Origin of the sequence: Streptomyces anthophorae (assembly GCF_049310305.1) — a bacterium.
Lineage (GTDB): Bacteria > Actinomycetota > Actinomycetes > Streptomycetales > Streptomycetaceae > Streptomyces.
This window is the reverse complement of sequence record NZ_JBLWQQ010000001.1, coordinates 7,897,989-7,916,084: the sequence shown is the minus strand read 5'-3', so window position 1 is coordinate 7,916,084 and position 18,096 is coordinate 7,897,989. Positions and strand designations below refer to the sequence as shown.

Here is an 18,096-nt window from a genome sequence, read left to right as displayed (position 1 = left end):
GGCCCCAGAAAGGCCTGACACGGCCCCCAGGGCCTGAGAGGTACCCAGAGAACATGCTGAAGTTCGCTGCCCAGGAACAGCTGCTGCCCGGCGAGACCCTCCAGCAGAAGTGGGAGTTCGCGCAGGGCGCCGGGTACGACGCCATCGAGCTGCGCGCCAAGGGCGACCTGCACTTCGCCTCCCGGCTCCCGGAGTTGAAGCAGGCGCTCAAGGACGGCGTGGTCATGCCGACCGTGTGCGTCGAGATGCTGCACTTCTTCGGCGCCTTCGACGACGGGCTGCGCCGCGACGCGATCGTCCAGATGAAGTCGCAGCTGTCCGTCATCGCCGAGCTCGGCGGGCTCGGCGCCCAGACCCCGGCCTCGTACGGGATGTTCTCGCGCCGCCTGCCGCCCTTCGAGCCGCCGCGCTCGGAGGCCGAGGACCGCGAGATCCTGCTCGAAGGGCTCACCGAGCTCGGCGAGCACGCCTCCGCCGAGGGCGTCACGCTCTACCTCGAACCGCTCAACCGGTACGAGGACCACATGGTCAACCGCCTGGAGCAGGCCGCCGAGCTGATCAAGGAGGTCGGTCTCGACGCCGTCCGGATCGGCATCGACAGCTACCACATGAACATCGAGGAGACCGACCCCGCGCAGGCGATCCTCACCCACGCCCCCTACATCGGTCACGCCCAGGTGTCGGACTCCAACCGCTTCCAGCCGGGCGCGGGACACCTCGACTGGCAGGCGTGGCTGGGCGCGCTGCACACCGCCGGCTACGAGGGGTACCTCGCGGCCGAGTGCCGGCTGACCGGTGACCCGGTCGAGGCGGTCCGTTCCGTGCCCGCGTTCCTCAAGGGGTCCGGCGCGTGACCGCTCTCCTCGACGCGCCCGCCCGCACCGCCGCCGCGGACCTGACCCTGCGGCGCGGTGCGGGCCGGGTCCTCCTCGACAACTGGGTGGGCACGAGCACGGTGCCGTCCCGAACCCTGTATCCGCACCAGTGGAGTTGGGACTCCGCGTTCATCGCGATCGGCCTGCGGCACCTGTCCGCGCGCCGGGCGCAGCGCGAACTGGAGTCCCTGCTCGCCGCCCAGTGGGCCGACGGGCGGCTCCCGCACATCGTCTTCAACTCCGCGGTCCCGAACGGGGCGTACTTCCCGAGCCCCGACTTCTGGCGCTCGTCCACGGCGGGCGCCGGGGTGGGCGCGCCGGGCTCGCCCGAGACCTCGGGCATCGTCCAGCCGCCCGTGCACGCGCTGGCCGCCTGGCTCGTGCACCGGGCCGACCCGGCCGAGTCCCGGCGCCGCGGCTTCCTGCCGCGGGTGTATCCGCGCCTCGTGGCCTGGCACCGCTACCTTCTCGACCGGCGCGACCTGGGCGGCGGTGGCCTCGCGGCGATCGTGCACCCGTGGGAGCCCGGCATGGACAACAGCCCATGCTGGGACGGCCCGTTGGCCCGCATCACTCCGGTGGACCCCGGCAGCTACCGGCGTGCCGACCTCGACCACGGCCACCCGGCGGACCGCCCGACCGATCTCGACTACGGCCGCTATGTGCGACTCGCCGTCGACTACCGCGACGCGGGGTACGACGACCGTGCGGCCGCACATCCGTTCCGGCTCGAAGACCCGTGCGTGAACGCCCTGTTGATCGCGAGCGAGTGGGCGCTCGCCGAGATCGCGGAGTGCGTGGGCGGCGACGCGGCCGCTCACGAGGCGCAGGCCGCGAAGCTCACCGGCGCGCTCGTGACACGCCTGTGGGACGAGGAGGCGGGGCTGTTCCGGGCCCGCGACCTGGTCGACGACGCGTTCGTGCCGGCGCGCAGTGTGGCGGGGCTCGTTCCGCTGCTCGCGCCCGGACTGCCCGAGGCGGTGGTGGAGCGCCTGGTGTCGACGCTCGACGGCCCGTCCTTCCACGCCGACTCCACGGCTCTCGTGCCCAGTTACGACCTGACGGGCCCGGCCTTCGACCCGACCCGGTACTGGCGGGGCCCCGCCTGGTTCAACACCGCGTGGCTCATCGAGCGCGGCCTTCGCACCCACGGCCGGCATCTCCACGCCGACCGGATCCGCGCCGCGTTCCTCGACACGGCGGCCGCTTCCGGCTTCGCGGAGTACGTCGACCCGACCACGGGTGCGGCGCGCGGCGCCCGCTCGTTCTCGTGGACGGCCGCGCTCGCCCTCGACCTGCTGAACTCCGAGGAGGCTGCCCGATGAGCGGCGCCGTACCCCGTGCTCAACTCGTGCGCGACGCCACGTTCGCGCACGTCGACCCCGACGGCGGTGTCACCGGTACGCGCGGGTCCACTCCGGACGGGCTGTTCGTGCGCGACGCCCGGCACCTGAGCCGCTGGCAGCTCGCCGTCGACGGCAGCGCGCCCGCCGTGCTCTCCGCCGTCGGCCCGAGCGGCGAGTGCGTCCTCACGCCGGAAGGGACGCGCGACGCGCCGCCCGCGTACACCGTCTTCCGCCAACAGGCCGTCACCGCAGGCGAGTTCACGGACTCGCTGCATCTGGTCAGCAACAGTCCGGACCCGCTCGTCGCCGAGGTCGTCATCACCGCCGACGCGGATTTCGCCGACACCTTCGAGCTGCGCGCGGACGAGCGCAGCTACCCCAAGCCCGGCGCGGAGCGCACGGCTCACCGCACGGACACGGGCGTCGAGTTCGACTACCGCAGGGCCGACTGGCACTCGCGCACCGTCGTGTCCGCGGCGCCCGCACCCGACTCCGTGCGCGGCGAAGGACCTTACGAGCTGGTGTGGCGCCTTGAGCTGGCCCCGCACGGCAGGGCCGAGCTGCGGCTGCGCGTCACGGCCCAGCCGCACGGCGGCCCCCAGCTCGCGGCGGCCCCCGTTCGCGGCGGCGAGTCCGAACTCCGCGACGCAACGGGCGACTTGGACAGCGCGTGCGCTCAAGGCCTCGCGGATCTGGACCTGCTGACGATCTCCGCTCCCGGAGTGGACGGCGAACCCGCCAGCATCCCAGCGGCCGGTGTGCCGTGGTTCCTCACCCTGTTCGGCCGGGACTCGCTGCTCACCTCGTACTTCATGCTCCCCTACCGGCCCGCCCTCGCGGCCGGCACGCTCAGCGCGCTCGCCGCCACGCAAGGCCGGGAGCACGACACGTTCCGCGGTGAGCAGCCCGGCCGCATCGTGCACGAGACGCGGCGCGGCGAGCTCGCCCACTTCGGGCAGGTGCCGTACGGGCGTTACTACGGGACGATCGACGCGACGCCGCTGTTCCTGGTGCTGCTGCACGCCCACTGCGAGATGACGCAGGACGCGGCGCTCGCCGCCCGCCTGGAGACGCACGCGCGCTCCGCGGTGGAGTGGATGCTCGGCGACGGCGGCCTGCGCGAGCACGGCTATCTCGTGTACGAGCCGGACCCGAACGGCCTCGTCAACCAGAACTGGAAGGACTCCGCGGGCGCCATCTGCTTCAAGGACGGCACCCAGGCGGAAGGCCCCATCGCCGTCTCCGAGGCCCAGGGGTACGCCTACGACGCGCTGCGCCGCACGGCACGCCTCGCCGCCGACGTGTGGCAGGACCACGTGTACGCACAGGAGTTGGACCGGCTGGCCGACGAGCTGCGGGCGCGTTTCACCCGCGACTTCTGGCTGGCCGAGGACGCCTTCCCGGCGCTCGCGCTCGACGGGCGGGGCCGCCAGGTCGACGCGCTCGCCTCGGACGCCGGACATCTGCTGTGGTCCGGCATCCTCGACGAGGACCGCGCCCGACGTGTGGGCGAGCGCCTTCTTGAGGCGGACTTCTTCTCCGGCTGGGCGATCCGCACGCTCGCCTCCGGGCAACGCCCCTACCACCCGCTGTCGTACCACCGCGGCAGCGCCTGGCCGCACGACAACGCCGTCATCGCGCTCGGTCTCGCCCGCTACGGACTCGGCGACGAGCTGCGCCGGCTGGCGTCCGGCCTGATCGACGCGGCGGCCGGGCACGGGCACCGGCTCCCGGAGGTGCTCGGCGGCTACGCGCGCTCCGACGCCGCCCGCCCGGTCCCCTACCCGCACTCCTGCTCCCCGCAGGCGTGGGCGGCCGCGACACCGTGGGCGCTGCGCACCGCCCTTACCACGGTGGGAGGTTGACGGCGGCCGGTTGAGGTCGGGGGCCGGTACGGCAGTAGGGTGACGCCCGTGGCACCACGACCTCTGCATGAAATCGTCGAAGCGGGCTGGGCGAAGGCCCTCGAGCCCGTGGCCGGGCAGATCTCCGCGATGGGGGAATTCCTCCGCGCGGAGATCGGCGCCGGGCGCACCTACCTTCCGTCGGGCGCCAACTTGCTGCGCGCCTTCCAGCAGCCGTTCGACGACGTGCGGGTGCTGATCGTCGGGCAGGATCCCTATCCCACGCCGGGGCACGCAGTGGGGCTCTCGTTCTCCGTGGCCCCGGACGTACGGCCGCTGCCGCCCAGCCTCATCAACATCTACCGCGAGATGAACGCGGACCTGGGGCTTCCGGAGCCCTCGAACGGGGACCTGACGCCGTGGACGCGGCAGGGTGTGCTGCTGCTGAACAGGGCGCTCACCGTGGCACCGCGGCGCCCGGCCTCCCACCGCGACAAGGGCTGGGAGCAGGTCACCGAGCAGGCGATCCGTGCCCTCGCGGAGCGCGGGACGCCGCTCGTGTCGATCCTGTGGGGCCGTGACGCGCGCAATCTGCGGCCGCTGCTCAGCGACTATCCGGCGGTCGAGTCCCCGCACCCCTCCCCCATGTCCGCGGACCGCGGCTTCTTCGGCTCCCGGCCTTTCAGCCGGGCCAACGACCTGCTCGAACGCCAGGGCGCGCAGCCCATCGACTGGCGACTGCCGTGACGCGGGACCCGGCCGAGTGGGTGCTCGGGGTGGACTCGGGCGGCTCGGGACTCCGCGTCGCCCTCGCACCCGTCGGCGGCATCGAGCGCGCACTGACGACCGCTTCGTCCGTGCCTGTACGTACGTCCGGCTCCGGCATCGACCCCGGGCACATGGTGGAGCAACTGGCGCCGATGGCACGGGAGTTGCTCGGCCGGGCCGGGGATGTCGCGCTGTCCGCAGTCGCCTTGGGGGCGGCGGGGATGGCGACCCTCGGCGACGGACTGCGGGCCGAGCTGCCGGGGGCGCTCGCGCGTGAACTGGGCGTCGAGCGGCTCGCGTTGGCCGCCGACGGTGTCACCGCGTACGCGGGTGCGCTCGGGCAGCGGCGCGGCGCCGTGGTCGCCGCGGGCACCGGGATGATCGCGCTCGGCACCGCCCTCGCGAGCTGGCGGCGGGCCGACGGGTGGGGGCATCTGCTGGGCGACTGCGGCGGCGGCGCGTGGATCGGGCAGGCCGGGCTCGACGCCGCGATGCGCGCCTTCGACGGGCGGCGCGGCGGGAGCAAGGCGCTGCTCGCGCTCGCCGAGGAACGCTTCGGGCCCGCCATCGGGCTGCCGGGCCGGATCTACCCGCGCACCGACCGCCCGGCGGCGCTCGCCTCCTTCGCCCCCGACGTGGCGCGCTGCGCCGACGAGGACCCCGTGGCCTCGGACATCCTGCGCCGGGCCGCCGCGCACATCGCCGAGGCGGCCGCGGCGGTCTGCCCGGCCGACGGCGGCGAGGTCGCCCTCACCGGCGGCCTCTTCAAGACGGGCGAGCCGCTGCTCGGGCCGCTGCGGGAGGAGCTGGCCGAGCAGCTTCCGCAGGCCACGGCCGTGACCGCCACGGGCGACCCCCTGCACGGGTCTCTCGTGATCGCCTCCGCGCTCGCCACCGGCGGACTCCGGCTGCCGCTCGACGGGCGCCTGCTTCATGTGCCGTAATTCACTTCGAATCCGCCGCACACCCCTCCGGACCAGGACACTTACAGGATTCGTAACTGAAAGGACAATCTCGGACGGAAACCGCTCACCTGCACCCTGACCGAACAACGAAGCCGGTCGAGCCAGTAGCATGCGGCGCCATGAGCACCCCCACTGGGCCCGCATCCGGCCTGCCCGTACGAATGCCGCGACCCCGACAGCCCGGACGCCACCGTCGTCCGGAACCCGTGGCCGCCCCCGAGGGCGCGCCGTCTCTTGTGCTCGCGGTGCCCGGCACGCCCAGCGCCGCCACGCGCATGCTCGCCGACGAGGTGGTGAGCATCGCCCGTTCCGAGCTGCCCGGTCTGGACGCGCGGGTCGGTTTCGTGGAGGGTGAGCTCACCGACTTCCCGATCTCGGCGGAGTTCCCCTCGCTGGCGTCCGTGCTCGCGCACGCCGCGAAGGAGCGCACCGCCCGCTACGAGCAGGCGCTCGCGGCCGGTGTCGAGGCGCAGGAGCCGGCCGGGCCCGTCGGGGTCGTCGTGCCGCTGCTCGCGGGCCCGGACAACGCCCAGCTGCGGCAGGTCCGGCAGGCCATCGCCGACAGCCGGGTCGCCGCGGAGCTGACCGACGTGCTCGGCCCGCACCCGCTGCTCGCCGAGGCGCTGCACGTGCGGCTCTCGGAGGCCGGCCTGGCCCGTGCCGACCGCGCCCGCCTGTTCGCCGTGACCACGGCCGCGGACGGGATCATCCTCGCCTCCATAGGCGGCGAGGAAGCGGTGCAGGCCGCCGGGATCACCGGAATGCTGCTCGCCGCGCGGCTCGCCGTGCCGGTGATGGCCGCGGCGCTCGACGAGGAGGGTGCCGTCGCCGCCACCGCCGAGCAGCTGCGCGGTTCCGGTTCGCAGCAGCTGGCGCTCGCGCCGTACCTGGTCGGGCCCGAGCTCGACCCGACCGTGCTGGAGGCTGCCGCCAAGGACGCGGGGTGCGCCGTCGCGGAGCCGCTGGGGGCGTACCCGGCGATGGGCAAGCTCGCGCTCGCGAAGTACACGACGGCGCTGGGGATCACGCCTCAGCCGGTTGCCTCCGGCGGCTGAGCGGTTGGGGGTCGGGGCTCGGGACGGTGTCCCGGGCCCCGTTTTTTTGTCCTCAATCGCCGGACGGGCTTGATGGGTGCCGGGCGGGCTTGATGGATGCCGGACAGGCTCGATGGATGCCGGACGGCGCTGATGGGTGCCGGAAGACTCGATGGAAGCCGGACGGCCCTGATGGATGCCGGACGGGCTCGATGGATGCCGGGTGGGCTTGAGGGGTGTCGGACAGGCCGGATGTTTGAATGCCTGACGAGGGTGATCTTTGGCCGTTACGGTCGGGGGATGAGCCTCGATCACGCCCTGGAGACGGAACAGCTGGCTTACTACCGGGCTCGGGCGCCCGAATACGACAGGCCCTACGCGGAACGGGCGGACCTGCGGGAGCTGTTGCGGGGCAGCGCGGAGTGGCCCGTCGGCGGGGACGTGCTGGAGCTGGCCTGCGGGACGGGGCAGTGGACCGCCCTGTTCGCGCCGCGGGCCACGTCCGTGACGGCCGTCGACGCGTCGGAGGAAGTGCTCGCCATAGCGCGGGAGCGGGTCTCCGCGCCCAACGTCCGGTTCGAGCAGGCCGATCTGTTCGAATGGCGGCCCTCTCGGCGCTACGACACCGTGTTCTTCGGATTCTGGCTGTCGCACGTGCCGCCGGCCCGGATGCCGGGGTTCTGGAACACCGTCGCCGCCTCGCTCGCACCCGGCGGCAAGGTGGTCTTCGTCGACGACGGCCCGTCCATGGCCGCGAACGAGGAACTGCTCCAGGGCGAGGCCGCCCCGGCGGCGATGCGCGAGCTCGACGACGGCAGCCGGTACCGCATCGTGAAGGTCTTCCACGAGGCCGAGGCGCTGACCGGGGACCTGGCCGCACTCGGCTGGGCGGCCCAGGTGCGTCCGGCGGCGCGGAACTACCTCGTGGGCGTGGCCGAGCCCGCGGTCTAGGGCTCTAGCCGAACACCACGCAGGAGGCCGCCGGGATCGGCACGCTGCCGCCCCGCACCGGCACCCCTGACTCCCGGTCGACCGTGAACCATGTGACGTCGCCGGAGCGCTCGTTCGCGGCGTAGAGGAAGCGGCCCGACGGGTCGAGGGCCAGGTCGCGGGGCCAGTTGCCGCCGCAGGGGACGGTGCCGTGCAGGGTCGGCCGCTCGCCGGTCGGGTCGAGGGCGAACAGCGAGAGCAGGTCGGCGCCGCGCGTCGCCGTCCACAGGAAGCGGCCGTCGGGGGCGACGACGAGCGCCGAGGGGTACGCGTCGCCCACCGGCGCGCCCGTCAGGACCGGGATCTCCGTGAGCGGCTTCAGGGCGCCGTCCCCGGCGTTCCAGGCGCAGACCGTGAGCGTGGGGGCGAGTTCGTTGAGGACGTACACGTAGTCGCCCGACGGGTGGAAGGCCAGGTGGCGGGGGCCCGAGCCGGGGCGCAGGGCCGTCTCCTGGTGCGGCAGGAGACCGCTGCCTTCGGGGTTCTTCGTGTACGTGCGGACCGAGTCCGTGCCCAGGTCGACCGCGAGGGCCCAGGTGCCGGTCGGGTCCGGCAGGACCTGGTGGGCGTGCGGGGCCTGCTGGCGCTGCGGGTGCGGGCCCGAGCCCGTGTGCCGGTGCACCTCCGCCCCGGAGCCCGCCGGAATGCCGTCGGCGCGCAGCGGCACCGAACTGACGCTGCCGGAACCGTAGTTGGCGGCCAGGACGCGCCCGCCCCACACCGACAGATGGGTGGGACTCTCGCCGCCGACCGGCACCGGCGGCGCGGCGGGCGTCAGCGGCGCCGAGTCCGTGCGGAACGCGGCCACCGCCCCGTCGGCCGTCTCGCTCACCGCGTACAGCAGTCCGCCGTGGACCGTCAGGTACGAGGGGTCGGGCAGTGCGTCCGTGGCGTCGAGGAGGGTGAGCGAGCCGTCCTTCGGGTCGAGCGCGGCGGTCACGATGCCGCGCCCGCCGGCCGCCGTGAACGATCCGATGTACGCCCGCTCTGCCTGACTCCCGGTCACTGCGTCCCCTTTCGGCGTGCGGGCCCGGCGCCCGCGCCGCCGACGGTAGCAGCGGGGGAGGTCAGAGCAGGTCGCGCCAGGGCCTCGTGGGGCGGTACTGCGGTGGTTCCTCGCCGCGGGCGCGGGTGTGGGCGTCGGGGTGGTGGACGTAGGCGGGGGTGCTGGGTTCGTCGTCGTAGGTGCGGTGGAAGACCGGGGTCGTCGAGCCGGAGAGCGGGGGGACGATCCAGGACCAGTCGGCGCCGACGGCACGGCCGCGCGACTCCTCGCGGGCGACGTGGGTGAGGAAGCGCCGGGACTCGGTGTGGTGGTCGGCCATGGTGACGCCCGCGCTGTCGAAGGAGTGCAGCACGGAACGGTTCAGCTCGACGAGCGCGCGGTCCTTCCAGAGCGAGCGGTCGCTGGAGGTGTCGAGGCCGAGGCGGTCGGCGAGGTAGGGCAGGAGGTTGTAGCGGTCGGTGTCGGCGAGGTTGCGGGCGCCTATCTCCGTGCCCATGTACCAGCCGTTGAAGGGGGCCGCGCCGTAGCAGACACCGCCGATCTCCAGGCACATGTTGGCGAGTGCGGGGACCGCGTGCCAGCGCAGCCCGAGCCCGGACCACCAGTCGAACTCCGGGTGGTGCAGGGGGACTTCGAGGATCGCGTCGGCGGGTAGGTCGAAGGGGCGGGGCCGCTCGCGCGGGTCCGTCTGGACGAGCAGCGGCAGGACGTCGAAGGGGCTGCCGTCGCCGCCGCGCCAGCCCAGGCGACGGGCGTACGCGGTGAGTCCGGTGCCGCGCGGGTCTCCGACCACCTGGCCGTCGCGCTGGATGTAGCCGGCGTAGCGGATGAGCTGTTCGTTCCAGATGCGGGGTCCCGGCCGGTCCGCGCGGTCGGGGGCGAAGACCGTGATGAGCGGGCGGATGCGGCCGCCGGGGGCCGCCTCGCGCAGATGCTCCGCGCAGGCCTCGGCGATCTCCTCCGCGGTGGTGAGGTGCCGCAGGTCGCGGACGCGCAGGGACTGCCAGTAGAGGCGGCCTATGCAGCGGTTGGCGTTGCGCCAGGCGACGCGGGCGCCGAAGACGAGTTCCTGCGGGGTGTGCGTGTACGTGCCCGTGGCGGCGAGCTCCGCGTCGACCTCGGCGAGGCGGGCTGCCGGGTCGCCGAGTTCCTGCTCCGCGTGGTGCTGTCGGACGAACGTGGCGGCGGCGTGCGCGACTTCCCCGGTGCCGCGTGCGACGGCGGCGGGTCCGGGCCGGGCGCCTTCGGCGGTGACCGGGCAGCGGTCGTGGCGGGTCGGTTCGGTGGCGCGGGCACCGGTGTGCCGGTTCGGGGCGAGGGCGAGCCAGCCGGCGGCGTCCGCCGGGTCCGTGGCGTTCGTCGTGTCCTCCACGGCGCGTGTTCCGTTCCGGCGCAGGTTGCTACGCATGATGCACCCCCAGCGGCTGGTCGTCGGCGCGCGGCCCGCTCCCGCACGGGCGTGCGCCATGGACGTTCGATGGCGCGGGGTCTACCCGTCGGGCGGACTGATCCACCCTGTATGTGCCCCGGACACCTGCCTCAATCGGGGCGGCGGTGTCCACGCCGCTGCGAGACAACCACAAGTCGACGCCGGTGGGCGGCCGGTTACGGACGCACGGGGAGCGCATAGGACTGCGCGGCAGGCGCGCACGGCCTACCGCACGCCCCGCTGCTTAAGCCCCTGCGGCGATTGAGCAGCGGGGCCCGGGGCAGAGCCCCGCGACCGGAGGACGCACGACCGCCACGGCCCTACACTTCCCGCGCCCCGCGCAACGGCACCGCGAGCTCGACGAGAGCCCGCTCAAGACCGTGCAGGTGCGCCAGCACCGGATGCTCCGCGTCAGCGACCTGCGGCACGGGCACCACTGCGCGAGCGTACGGCGCGGGCGCCGTGAGCGCCTCGACCGCCGATTCCACGCGCTGGCACGCGGCGGCGAGCCGCGCATCGTGGGAGGCCTCCGGGTCCGCGGCGACGGACGCGAGCCCGCGCACCTCGCGCGCGCAGTCGTCGAGCAGGGCGAGCACCTGCCGGGCCCGGCCCTTGCGGGCCTTGACGGGGCTCAGCGGATGCACGAGCGGCGACAGCGAGAGGCGTACACGCCCGAGGATGTGCTCCAGTTCGGCGACGCGCGGCGCCGGGTCCGCGCCCGCGTCGCCGCCCAGCCGCGCCGCCGCCTCGGCGGTGCACGCGTGCACGCACCGCAGGGCCCGCTCGACCCACGCCTCGGTGACGGAGTGCGTGGTCACGGGCAGCAGGAGCAGCACCGCGAGCACGGCGCCGAACGAACCGACCGCCGTCTCCCCCACCCGCAGGGCGAGCAGCGCCGGATCGAGCACGCCGAGGAGCCCGTACAGCATGCTCGCCATGACGGTGACCGCGAGCATCATCCAGGTGTACGAGACGTGGGCGGTGTAGAAGATCCCGAAGACGCTGACCGCGACGATCACGGCGGCGGCCACCGCGTGATCGTGCAGCGGGACGGCGATGAGGAAGCCGAGCACGATCCCGAGCACCGTGCCGAGGAAGCGGCGGAATCCGCGCACCACGGTCTCCCCGCGCGAGGTCGTCGCCACGAACACCCACCACGTGGCGCCCACGGCCCAGTACCACCGCTGGTCCGAGAGCAGCTGCCCGATGCCGAGCGCGAAGCCCGCCCCGACGGTCGCCTGCACGGCCTGCCGCGTCGTGATCCGCGCGAGCCCCGTGCCCCCGGTCGGCGCGGGCACGCCCACGGGCGCCGGGAGCCGCCGCTCGTAGCACCACACCCCGAACCGGACGAGCGCCGCGGCGCCGAGCGACAGCAGCACGGCGGCGTACAGCTCGGGCAGCTGCCGCGGCACGGTGTGCAGGAACTGGGCGGCGAAGAAGGTCATGAAAGCTGCCCGTTAGGCGCGGCCGCAGGTCAGCGCCATACTGACGCCCCCGGGGTCAGCAAAAGGTCAGCACAAGCACGGAGTCAGTACATGGCCAGCAGGACCCTCGCACGCGGCATGGGCACGTTCTTCAAGGACTGCACCTGTAAGGCACCGACCCGGTGCCCCCACCCGTACAAGATCCGCTACAGGGACGCAGCCGGCAAGCAGCGTGAGGAAGCGGGTTATGCCACACAGGACAAGGCCACAACGAGGCTCACGGAGCTGTATCAGGCAAAGAAGGGCTCGCGGAAAGCCGGTCCCTCCGACGGAGAGAAGATCGCCGTCCAGACACTGGAGGACTTCGCCTCCAACTGGATGAGCCATCGAGCACGCGGGCTCAAGGACAGCAGCATTGAGAGCTACGAGCGAGCGCTGTCCGTGCACATAGTGCCCCGGCTGGGGTCACGCAAGATGGCTACGTTCACCGCGACCACCGTCGACGACTTCGTCAGCGACATGATGCTGGACGGCGTAGGAAGCGCCGCGCAGATGACCGCCTACAAGGTCCTGCGCTTGGTCATCAACTCTGCACGGCACCGCGGTGCAGTGGCTCTCGACCCATTCCTGGACGCAACGCCACCGGACTACCAGCGCAAGGACATCTTGATTCCGACGCTGGAGGAGCTCAACCTCATCCGCCAGCACGCATATGACGACGACCTGCGCCTTGTGGTCGAGATGATGTCCGGCTCCGGTCTACGGAACGGCGAGGCACACGCGACCAACATCCACGGACTCGTCGCCGATGATGTCTACCGGGTCCGGGATCAAATCCACGGACGGCAACGCGTTCCGGCTCCGCTCAAGCATCGCGATTGGGGTGAGTTTCGGGAGACCCCGATGCCGGCGAAGACACGTGCTCACGTGCTGGAGTTCGCCGAGGCTCACCCTGCGGACGATCTGGGCTATCTCTTGAACAACGGAGGCCGGGGCGGCGCAGGTGTCGGAGGGAGTCCGTACTACAGCGGAAACGCCTTCCGCCGGAAGTGGCAAAAGACGTTGGCGGCTGCTGGTATTCAGGTGCGCTACACCATGTACAGCCTTCGCCACTACTTCGCTTCCAATTGCCTCGCGAAAGGCATTCCCATCACCGACGTCGCCGAATGGATGGGACATAAATCCATCGAGGTGACGTATCGCACCTACCGTCACCTCATGCCGTCCTCTATCGGGAGGGCTGCGCGGCTGCTCAACTCAGGTATCTGACCCCACGCGTTGAGCAGCCGCGCAGCTCAGGCGCGGGAGGGGACCCGGTTCGAGCTCCGCAACGGAACAGCAAGCTCCAGAAGGGCCCGTTCCAGGGCGTGGAGATGGGCGAGCGCAGGTTCAGGGCTCGCCGCCTCGGGCACCAGCGAGCGAGCAAGGCGCTCCCCTTCACCACCAACGGGCGAGGCAGTGAGCGCCTCGACAGCCGACTCCACTCGCTGGCAGGCCGCCGCAAGCCGCGCGTCGTGCGACGCCTCGGGGTCGGCAGCAACGGACGCGAACCCGCGCACCTCTCGCGCGCAGTCGTCCAGCAGCGCGAGCACCTTCCGGGCCCGGCCCTTTCGGGCCTTCATCGGGCTCAGCGGATGCACGAGCGGCGACAGCGAGAGACGCACGCGGCCAAGGGCGTGCTCCAATTCCGACACCCTCTTCGCCGGGTCAGCATCCAGACTGCCCGCAAGCCGTGCCGTGGTCTCCGCGGTGCAGGTATGCACACAGCGAAGCGCTCGCGCGACCCACGCGTCGGTGACCGAGTGGGTGGTCACTGGCAACACGAGCAATACGGCAAGCACAGCGCCCAAGGCACCCACTGCGGTCTCCGCGACCCGCAGCGCGAGCAGCGCCGGATCGAGCACGCCCAGCAGTCCGTACAGCACACTCGCCATCACGGTGACGGCCAGCATCATCCACGTATAGGAGACGTGAGCGGTGTAGAAGATCCCGAAGATGCTGACCGCGACAATCAGTGCGGCAGCGACCGGTACTTCGTGGAACGGCACAGCCAGGGCGAAGCCCAGTACTACCCCGAGCACCGTGCCCAAGAACCGGCGAAAGCTCCGCACCACGGTCTCGCCACGCGAAGCCGTAGCCACAAATACCCACCATGTGGCACCCACGGCCCAGTACCACCGCTGGCCAGAAAGCATCTGCCCGATGACCAGGGCAAAAGCGGCGCCGGCGGTTGCCTGGACGGCCTGCCGCGTCGTAATCCTCGCGAGCCCCGTCCCCCCGGTCGGCGCGGCAACGGCGACAGGGCCGGGAAGCCGACGCTCGTAGCACCACGCGCCAAAACGCACGACCGACGCGGAAACGATCGATAGCAGTACTGCCACGTAGAGCTCGGGCAGCTGCCCAGGCGTGGTGTGCAGAAACTGCGCCGCGAAAAATGTCATGAAGGTAAATACACCGAGCGAGTGCCCGCGCGGCCCCCATCGTCGCGCATATACGCCCACGCCTACGACGGCAACGAACGCCAAGTCCCGGGCGAAGGGCGCATCGTGCAACACCGCCGCCAGCCCGAGCACCGGCAGCCCTACGACCGGCAGCAGCGCCGTCGTCACCGCCTGCCCACGCACTGTCGCATCAGTAACGGTGAAAAGCGCAAGCAGCGCGGCGAGCCCACCCGTGATCGCCGCCTGCAGCGAATGCCCGACGGCACCACACACCACCACGGCCAGCCCGATCCCCAGCACAGCCCGCCCGGCGAACCGCAGCCGCATGCGCCCCGGATCCGCCGCCACAAACGCGCTCTTCAGCAACGTGCCCCGCCCCTTCCATGCGCAGACATGAGAAAGGCGCCGCGGAGATCCCCTCGGATCCGCAGCGCCATCGACATGCCTATCTCAGCACCAAGGAAGCACACGGTTCAAGAGAGGCCGGAATTACTGATCCAATGGCCCACTCACCTCACGAGACGAGTAGCCACGTCAGGGCCAACGGACCACTGTGGGCGCCACCATCTGAACGAGGCGTTCACAGCCACCCCGCGTCATGACAGCCTCTGTTGTCGAGCCCAGGCCCTCACCTCGGCAACCCTGAACTGGATCTTGGCGTTGCGGCCGCGACCGAACTTGTATGGAGCCAGCCCAAGGGCGGGCGCATCGCGGTAGACCCACGCGACCGACATGTTCAGGTATTCGGCTGTCTGCTTGACATCCATGAAATCCGGAACCATGTACACCATCCCTCTTGTAGCTATGCACAGAACAGCGATCACGGGCTTGCGCCGTGGATGGGCACATGATGAATCCAACTTCACGGCTTGGTCCGACCGAGAAAATTGGGTAGCGGCTGGTGTGGGCTGGGGTGGGCGTAGCGGACAGTCAGGGACAGCCCGCGACACATCTCGCCCGTGACCCTGAGGCGGGCTCCGATCTCGTCGCCGAGGCCATGCAGGGCAGCCCGGTGGACAGTCGGGTCCAACTCGTCGCATGAGAAGCGGTGCCGGCTGCTGAGTGAGCGCACGATCGTCTCGCGCTGGATGGGCCGCTCGTTGATAACGGTGGAGCGGGCGTGGACCTGGCGGGCGGAATGCGCGCCGAGGATGCGCACCCGAGCGTAGGCGGGGGCGCTAGCGAGCCGCCCGATCGTGGTGATTCCGTAGCGGGCCAGCGCGCCCGGTGTCGTGCGGCGGCGCGCTGGGGGTTACCGCCGATGGGGGTAACAGCAGGGTCTCTCAGGTATCGCCTGGCGCGCCTACTGTGGCCGTATGGACAACCGGGAAGAAATCCGCGCTTTTCTGAAGTCTCGCCGTGACAAGATCACGCCCGAGCAGGCAGGCCTTCCCGTGTACGGCCACCGCCGGGTCACCGGTCTGCGCAGGAACGAGGTCGCGATGCTGGCGGGAGTCAGCGTCGAGTACTACACGCGGATGGAGCGCGGGAACCTCAGCGGAGTCTCCGACAGCATCCTGGACGCGCTCGCGGAGGCGCTGCGGCTCGACGAGACGGAACGCAGCCATCTATACGCCCTGGCCCGCGCAGCCGGCCCGAAGCCGGCCCGGGACCGGCGCAAGCCGGTGCGCTCGACAGTGCGGCCCGGCGTGCAGCGCATCCTGGACGCGATGCCCACGTTGCCCGCGTTCGTGCAGAACAACCGCTTCGACATCCTGGAGGCCAATCCGCTGGGCCGCGCGCTGTACGCGCCGATGTACGCCGATCCCGCCTGTGAGGCGAACACGGCTCGCTTCGTGTTCTTCAGCCCGGCAGCGCGGCAGTACTACGTCGACTGGGAGCGCATCGCCAAGGAGGCGGTGGGCGTGCTCCGAGTGGAGGCCGCCCGCAATCCGTACGACCGCGAGCTGTCGAACCTCATCGGCGAGCTCTCCACCCGCAGTGACACCTTCCGCGTCATGTGGGGCGCCCATGACGTGCACGTCTACCGCGAGGGAACCAAACGCTTCAGGCATCCGGCCGTCGGCAACCTGGACCTCGAACACGAGACGATGGCCCTGCCGGGCGACGAAGGACTGTCCCTGACGGCCTACAGCGCGGCGCCGGGCAGCGCGGCCGAAGACGGCCTGAAACTGCTGGCCAGCTGGTCCGCCACGGCCCATGACACGCAGGTGGCAGAGGCCGACTCCGAGCACTGACCCGGCACTGGTGCCAGCAGCAGCTCAAGATCCGTAGGGGTCCCTGCCCGTAACCGTAAAAGCGGTGACTCCCACATTCGACGCCCGCCTGGACAAGCTCGGCCTGGACTACCTGGACCTGTCCCTGCTGCACTGGCCGCTGCCGAGCGACTTCGAGGCCACCGTCGGCTCCTGGCGGGCCGCCGAGAAGCTGCTTGCCGACGGTCGGGTCCGCGATCGGCGTGTGCAACCACAGCGCCACGCATCTGGACGCCCCTCATCGCGCGCACCGATGTGGTGCCCGCGGTCAATCAGGTCGAGCTGCACCCCTACTTCGGTCAGCCCGGACTGCGCGAGACGGCCGACCGCCTGGGTGTCACCACGCAGGCGCGGTCGCCGATCGGCGGCATCAACTTGGCTCCCTGACTGGTGACGAGATCGTTTCCATCGACGCCCTCGACACCGGCGTGCGCGGCGGCCCCGAGCCGGAGTCCATCACCCGCGGCGCCTTCGACCTCGTCATCGACGCCTGAGACACCCCGCACCACCACTCGCATCGCCGGGCCCGCACACCTCTCGTTCCGCCAGGGTGTGCCGGGCCCGGCCCCGCCGTCGACGCCTGAGCCGCGTCAGGAAGGACCTTCATGACCGCACAGCCTCACGACCGGAACGCCGCCAAGCGCGAGCGGCTCGGCACCGCCGTCGTCGTCGGCGGATCGCTCTCGGGCCTGATGACCGGGCTCGCCCTCTCCCGCGCCGGAATCGACGTCACCGTGCTGGAGCGGGTCGGCTCCTTCCCCCGGTCCGGGGCCTCCATCGGCGGCGTCAGCGAGTCCCTGCTGGAGAGAATCACCGGACGGCCCAGGTCACGGAAGGACTCCACGGCCCAGCGCCGTCTGCCGTCCGACGTGCAGACCTGGACCGCCGTCCACGCCCGGCTGCGAGCAGCCGCGGGCGACGACCCGCACATCCGGCTGCGGCACGGCGCCACCGTGCAGAGCGTCGGCCAGGACGCGGAGTCCGCGTGGGTGACCACCTCGGACGGCAGGACATTTGGCGGGGATGTCGTCATCGGAGCCGACGGCCACCGCAGTGTCGTCCGCCGAACGGTCGCGCCCGAACACCAGGACGCACAGTTCGCCGGCTACGTGATCTGGCTCGGCCTGGCCGACGAGTCCGTGATCGCCTCTCGCCACCGCTGGCCCCGGGATGTGGACATCCTGAGCAGCGGGGACGACTACCTCCTCGGCTACCCGCTGGCCGCCCGCGACGGCTCCGTCGCTCCGGGCTCCCGGCAGATCGGCTGGGCCTGGTACGACGCGTCCCGCAACGACCTGCTGCGGGAGAAGGGCTGCGTCACCGGCAACGTGGTGCAGCACTCCCTCGCCGCCGCCGACATACCCGAGTCCACCTTCACCGAACTCGCCGCAGAAGCAACGGACTTGTGGCCGCCCCTGTGGCGTGACGTCATCCTCGACTGCATCGAACGGCGCGCGGTCATCGGCACCCCCATCGCCGAGTACGTGCCCGAGCGGCTGGTCCAGGGGCGTCTCGCCCTGGTGGGCGATGCCGCGCACGTGCCGACCCCGATGACCGGCTCGGGCTTCAATGCCTCGCTGTACGACGCCGAGGCGGTCGCCGAAGCGGTTGCCGCCGGTCTGCAGGGATCGTCGGTGGCGCGCGCCCTGCAGGGCTACGAGCGGGAGCGGCTCGACAGTGCACGCAGCATGGTCCGCTCCGGGCAGCAGTTCAGCCGGTCCTTCGCAGGCCAGACGGTCTGACCACCACGTCGGTGCG

15 protein-coding genes and 1 pseudogene are annotated in these 18,096 nt (G+C 71.7%); 11 read left to right on the top strand and 5 right to left on the bottom strand.

Going from position 1 to position 18,096, the window contains the following annotated elements:
* Positions 1-53: 53 nt before the first annotated feature.
* The 7 genes from ACNYS0_RS35935 (at position 54) to ACNYS0_RS35905 (ending at position 7,783) form a co-directional block, all read left to right on the top strand.
* Positions 54-854, top strand: a complete 801-nt coding sequence (locus ACNYS0_RS35935) for a sugar phosphate isomerase/epimerase family protein (protein ID WP_422479838.1) — start codon at positions 54-56, stop codon at positions 852-854.
* The gene (locus tag ACNYS0_RS35930; protein ID WP_422479836.1) at positions 851-2,200 is read left to right on the top strand and encodes an MGH1-like glycoside hydrolase domain-containing protein; all 1,350 of its coding nucleotides are present in this window, start codon (positions 851-853) and stop codon (positions 2,198-2,200) included. The genes ACNYS0_RS35935 and ACNYS0_RS35930 overlap by 4 nt, the downstream gene beginning before the upstream one ends.
* Positions 2,197-4,086, top strand: a complete 1,890-nt coding sequence (locus tag ACNYS0_RS35925; protein WP_422479834.1) for an amylo-alpha-1,6-glucosidase — start codon at positions 2,197-2,199, stop codon at positions 4,084-4,086. Before ACNYS0_RS35930 ends, ACNYS0_RS35925 begins: the two co-directional genes overlap by 4 nt.
* Positions 4,087-4,134: 48 nt before the next feature.
* Positions 4,135-4,812: a uracil-DNA glycosylase gene (locus ACNYS0_RS35920; RefSeq protein WP_422479832.1), complete on the top strand. Its 678-nt coding sequence runs from the start codon at positions 4,135-4,137 to the stop codon at positions 4,810-4,812.
* A complete protein-coding gene (locus ACNYS0_RS35915; protein WP_422479830.1) occupies positions 4,809-5,777 on the top strand; it encodes an N-acetylglucosamine kinase in 969 nt (322 codons plus the stop codon). The genes ACNYS0_RS35920 and ACNYS0_RS35915 overlap by 4 nt, the downstream gene beginning before the upstream one ends.
* A gap of 140 nt (positions 5,778-5,917) precedes the next feature.
* Positions 5,918-6,853, top strand: coding sequence for a sirohydrochlorin chelatase (locus ACNYS0_RS35910; RefSeq protein WP_422479828.1), 936 nt, complete (start codon positions 5,918-5,920; stop codon positions 6,851-6,853).
* Positions 6,854-7,132: 279 nt separating this feature from the next.
* The gene (locus tag ACNYS0_RS35905) at positions 7,133-7,783 is read left to right on the top strand and encodes a class I SAM-dependent methyltransferase (RefSeq protein ID WP_422479826.1); all 651 of its coding nucleotides are present in this window, start codon (positions 7,133-7,135) and stop codon (positions 7,781-7,783) included.
* A gap of 4 nt (positions 7,784-7,787) precedes the next feature.
* On the opposite strand, the gene ACNYS0_RS35900 is transcribed toward ACNYS0_RS35905, so the two are convergent.
* From ACNYS0_RS35900 to ACNYS0_RS35890, 3 genes and pseudogenes are all read right to left on the bottom strand, one after another.
* Positions 7,788-8,828 carry a lactonase family protein gene (locus ACNYS0_RS35900; RefSeq protein ID WP_422479824.1) on the bottom strand — a complete coding sequence of 347 codons (1,041 nt, stop codon included), beginning with the start codon at positions 8,826-8,828 and terminating at the stop codon, positions 7,788-7,790.
* Positions 8,829-8,889: 61 nt separating this feature from the next.
* Entirely contained in the window at positions 8,890-10,200 is a 1,311-nt protein-coding gene (locus ACNYS0_RS35895; RefSeq protein ID WP_422479822.1) for a nitric oxide synthase oxygenase, read from the bottom strand.
* Between the two features lie 377 nt (positions 10,201-10,577).
* Positions 10,578-11,708: pseudogene (locus ACNYS0_RS35890) on the bottom strand (FUSC family protein); the annotation flags it as partial.
* An 84-nt stretch (positions 11,709-11,792) separates the two neighbouring features.
* On the opposite strand from ACNYS0_RS35890, the gene ACNYS0_RS35885 reads away from it, so the two are divergent.
* Entirely contained in the window at positions 11,793-12,950 is a 1,158-nt protein-coding gene (locus ACNYS0_RS35885) for a tyrosine-type recombinase/integrase (protein ID WP_422479820.1), read from the top strand.
* Between the two features lie 26 nt (positions 12,951-12,976).
* Here the strand turns inward: ACNYS0_RS35885 and ACNYS0_RS35880 are convergent, their stop codons facing one another.
* Positions 12,977-14,488, bottom strand: a complete 1,512-nt coding sequence (locus ACNYS0_RS35880; protein ID WP_422479818.1) for an FUSC family protein — start codon at positions 14,486-14,488, stop codon at positions 12,977-12,979.
* A gap of 230 nt (positions 14,489-14,718) precedes the next feature.
* Positions 14,719-14,946: a helix-turn-helix domain-containing protein gene (locus ACNYS0_RS35875; protein ID WP_422479816.1), complete on the bottom strand. Its 228-nt coding sequence runs from the start codon at positions 14,944-14,946 to the stop codon at positions 14,719-14,721.
* Positions 14,947-15,438: 492 nt separating this feature from the next.
* Here ACNYS0_RS35875 and ACNYS0_RS35865 point away from each other — a divergent pair, with 492 nt between their 5' ends.
* The 3 genes from ACNYS0_RS35865 (at position 15,439) to ACNYS0_RS35855 (ending at position 18,080) form a co-directional block, all read left to right on the top strand.
* Positions 15,439-16,320 carry a helix-turn-helix transcriptional regulator gene (locus ACNYS0_RS35865; RefSeq protein ID WP_422479814.1) on the top strand — a complete coding sequence of 294 codons (882 nt, stop codon included), beginning with the start codon at positions 15,439-15,441 and terminating at the stop codon, positions 16,318-16,320.
* A gap of 276 nt (positions 16,321-16,596) precedes the next feature.
* Positions 16,597-16,725, top strand: coding sequence for a hypothetical protein (locus tag ACNYS0_RS35860; protein WP_422479812.1), 129 nt, complete (start codon positions 16,597-16,599; stop codon positions 16,723-16,725).
* A 218-nt stretch (positions 16,726-16,943) separates the two neighbouring features.
* Positions 16,944-18,080 (top strand): FAD-dependent monooxygenase, encoded by a 1,137-nt coding sequence (locus ACNYS0_RS35855; protein ID WP_422479810.1) that lies wholly within the window; start codon positions 16,944-16,946, stop codon positions 18,078-18,080.
* The last annotated feature ends 16 nt before the right edge of the window (positions 18,081-18,096 follow it).